Origin of the sequence: Anaerovibrio sp. (assembly GCF_024697385.1) — a bacterium.
Lineage (GTDB): Bacteria > Bacillota > Negativicutes > Selenomonadales > Selenomonadaceae > Anaerovibrio.
Genome location: NZ_JAILFV010000005.1, coordinates 1 through 2,734, shown reverse-complemented (window position 1 = coordinate 2,734; position 2,734 = coordinate 1). Strand labels below are relative to the sequence as shown.

Genomic DNA, 2,734 nt, shown 5'->3' with positions numbered 1-2,734 from the left:
GAAATGGTTTAAACGCATCAAGGATGATGAAAATTCTTTTTATTGGATTATAGAATACGATGGGATGCCTATAGGCCTGATAAATCTGGTGAACTGGGACAGGCGCAACAATCTCATTCACACAGGACTTTATATTGCCGTTAACGAAAAGCGGTCAATGACTCTGCTCATGGATCTCATGAGCAATCTCAATGATTATGTTTTTTATAAGCTGGGAGTGAATAAGGTAACCAAGGAAATAATGGATATTAATAAGAATCTCATTCTTATTAATGACCGCTTTGGCTTCAAGGAGGAGGGAGTCATGCGTCAGGTGGTACTGAAGCATGGTGAATACCATGACCTGCACATATTTGGCATGTTGCGTTCTGAATGGGATCAGCTGCGGTCTGGTATGGAGTACGAAAAAATAGACTTTGAATGAGGTGGCATTATGGAAAGGATACCTGTATATAATAAGGTGTTTGCTGAGGTTTTGGGAATTAAGATAGATGATAGTACTGATTTGGATAAATTGGTCCAGAAGGAGATTGTGGCCTGGGATTCCCTGGCCCACATGAGTCTTGTGACAGCCTTGGAAAAGGAATTTTCCATCCGGATGGGTATTGAGGATATCAAGAAATTCGTATCTTATCGGGCCGGGCTGGAAATCCTTGAAAAATATTGTGGGAACGCCCAGTGAGGTGCGGTATATGAACTCTGTTGTAGAAAATATTTTTTATCATGGAGAGCATCAGCCGCAGAAGCTATGCCTGGTGGATAAGTGGGGAGAAATAAGCTATGGTGATTATAAGGATAAAATCATGGCTTTGGCTGACAGACTGGCAGAATGTGGTGTAAAACGGGGAGAAAGAGTGGTGGTGGAAGCAGAGCATTCCATCACTTATTTGGCCCTGGAGGCTGCAGTGCAGCTTCTGGGTGGGATTTTTGTTCCGGTAGAGAACAATTGTGCACCGGCTAAAATCAATGTCTTTGCCAAAAGGTCCGGAGCGTGTCTGGTCATTACCATAAAGTCCATGGATACCTATGTGAAGCATATGCTGCTGGAGGATTTTGCTGCTATTGCAGGTGGACATGGCCCCAGTGCTGAGCCGGTATTTCCTGGGGGCGAGGATATAAGTGAGATACTTTTCAGTACCGGTACCACCGGCAAGGAAAAGGGGATTGTAATTACCCATGGTGCCGATATCGCCTTGGCAGAAAATGTTATTCACGGGGTGGAAATGGAGCATGACAATGTGGAAATCATTCCATCGCCAATGAACCATTCCCATGGCCTGAGGCGGTATTATGCCAATATGGTTAACGGGGGCACCGTAATCCTTATTGATGACATAATCGATACAGATAAATTTTTTTCCTATATGGATAAATATAATGTTAATTCCATGGATATTGTTCCGGCGGCCCTGTCGATCTTTTTGCGCATGAGCGGCAAGCGGCTGGGGGATTATCAGGATTGTCTCAGATATATTCAGCTGGGTGCTGCACCTTTGTCTGAAAGGGACCAGGAGGAGCTTTGTGAGCTGCTTCCTCATACCAGGCTGTATAATTTTTATGGCAGTACTGAAAGTGGCTGTATTGCTATTTATGATTTCAATAGACCGGGGGCCAAGAAAAAATGTATTGGCAAGCCCTCCTATAATGCTCATATAAGGATGATAGATGAAAAGGGGGAGGAGGTTCCCCAGGGTTCTGTGGGTCTGCTTTCCTGTAGTGGTGCCATGAACATGCAGGGATATTGGCAGGATGATGATGAAACGGCCAAGGTGCTGCATGCTGGTGCGGTGTATAATTCTGATGAGGCTTACATTGATGATGATGGCGATATAATTCTTCTGGGTAGAAAGGGCGATATCATCAATGTGGGGGGCAAGAAGGTCGCTCCGGATGAAATCGAGGAAGCTGCCGGGGCAATGCCTATGATCAAGGATTGTGCCTGCATTCCTGTTACTGATCCTTTTGCCGGTCAGGTGCCAAAGCTGTTTGTGGTGCCGCAGGCTGATGGAAATTTGGCGGAAGTGGATATTAAGGCATATCTTCAGGGCGTGCTTGAACCATATAAGGTTCCGCGCTATATAGAATTTATAGATAAAATTCCACGGACTTTTAATGGGAAGATAAAGCGTAAGGAACTGCAAAAGTAAGATAAGGAGTGACAATAGTGAAAAAAATAATTCTTTTAATGGTACTCTTTGTATTTGGGGCAGTTATGTTACAGGGATGTGGAAGTAACAGCGCACAGGATGGCAATTCACCCAAGAGGATAACCATTGCATATCAGGGCGGAATAGGATATGCGCCTGTTCATGTCATGGAAACAGAGAAATTGATTGAAAAAAATTACAATGGAAATGTGGAAGTAAAGTTCATTAAGCTGGATTCGGGAGCCGCTGTCAATGAAGGTATTATAGGCGGCACTATAGATATTGGCTGTATGGGCCTGGCACCGGCTGTATCCGGAGTTTCCAAGGGCGTGCCTTACAAGGCCATCGCCAATCTTTGTTCCCAGTCCCATGGTCTTATGAGTAATGACCAGAATATTAAAAGCATAAAGCAGATTACAGGCGAGGATAAAATTGCCCTGGTTTCAACTGGGTCCATTCAGCATATCCTGTTGGGGATGGCTGCTGAAAAGAATCTCGGTGATGCCCATGCTCTTGATAATAATATCCAGCGCATGTCCCATGCAGAGGGAATGGCTGCACTGGAGGCCGGGGTTGTGAAGCTTCAC

Annotated in this window: 4 protein-coding genes; all 4 read left to right on the top strand. The window is 44.7% G+C overall.

Annotation, left to right across the window (positions count from 1 at the left end; all coding sequences use genetic code 11):
• The coding region (locus K6C05_RS00225) for a GNAT family N-acetyltransferase (RefSeq protein ID WP_296730225.1) at positions 1 to 424 on the top strand (424 nt) is incomplete at its 5' end.
• Positions 425 to 433: 9 nt separating this feature from the next.
• Complete coding sequence (locus tag K6C05_RS00220; protein WP_296730224.1) at positions 434 to 682, top strand: acyl carrier protein; 249 nt, start codon at positions 434 to 436, stop codon at positions 680 to 682.
• 10 nt (positions 683 to 692) lie between these two features.
• On the top strand, positions 693 to 2,147 hold the full coding sequence (locus K6C05_RS00215) for a class I adenylate-forming enzyme family protein (protein ID WP_296730223.1): 1,455 nt from the start codon (positions 693 to 695) through the stop codon (positions 2,145 to 2,147).
• 17 nt (positions 2,148 to 2,164) lie between these two features.
• On the top strand, positions 2,165 to 2,734 hold a 570-nt coding region (locus K6C05_RS00210), incomplete at its 3' end, for an ABC transporter substrate-binding protein (RefSeq protein WP_296730221.1).

Coding starts and splice junctions, on each gene's coding strand:
- K6C05_RS00220 (WP_296730224.1), top strand. CDS start 434: ATGGAAAGGATACCTGTATATAATAAGGTGTTTGCTGAGGTTTTGGGA.
- K6C05_RS00215 (WP_296730223.1), top strand. CDS start 693: ATGAACTCTGTTGTAGAAAATATTTTTTATCATGGAGAGCATCAGCCG.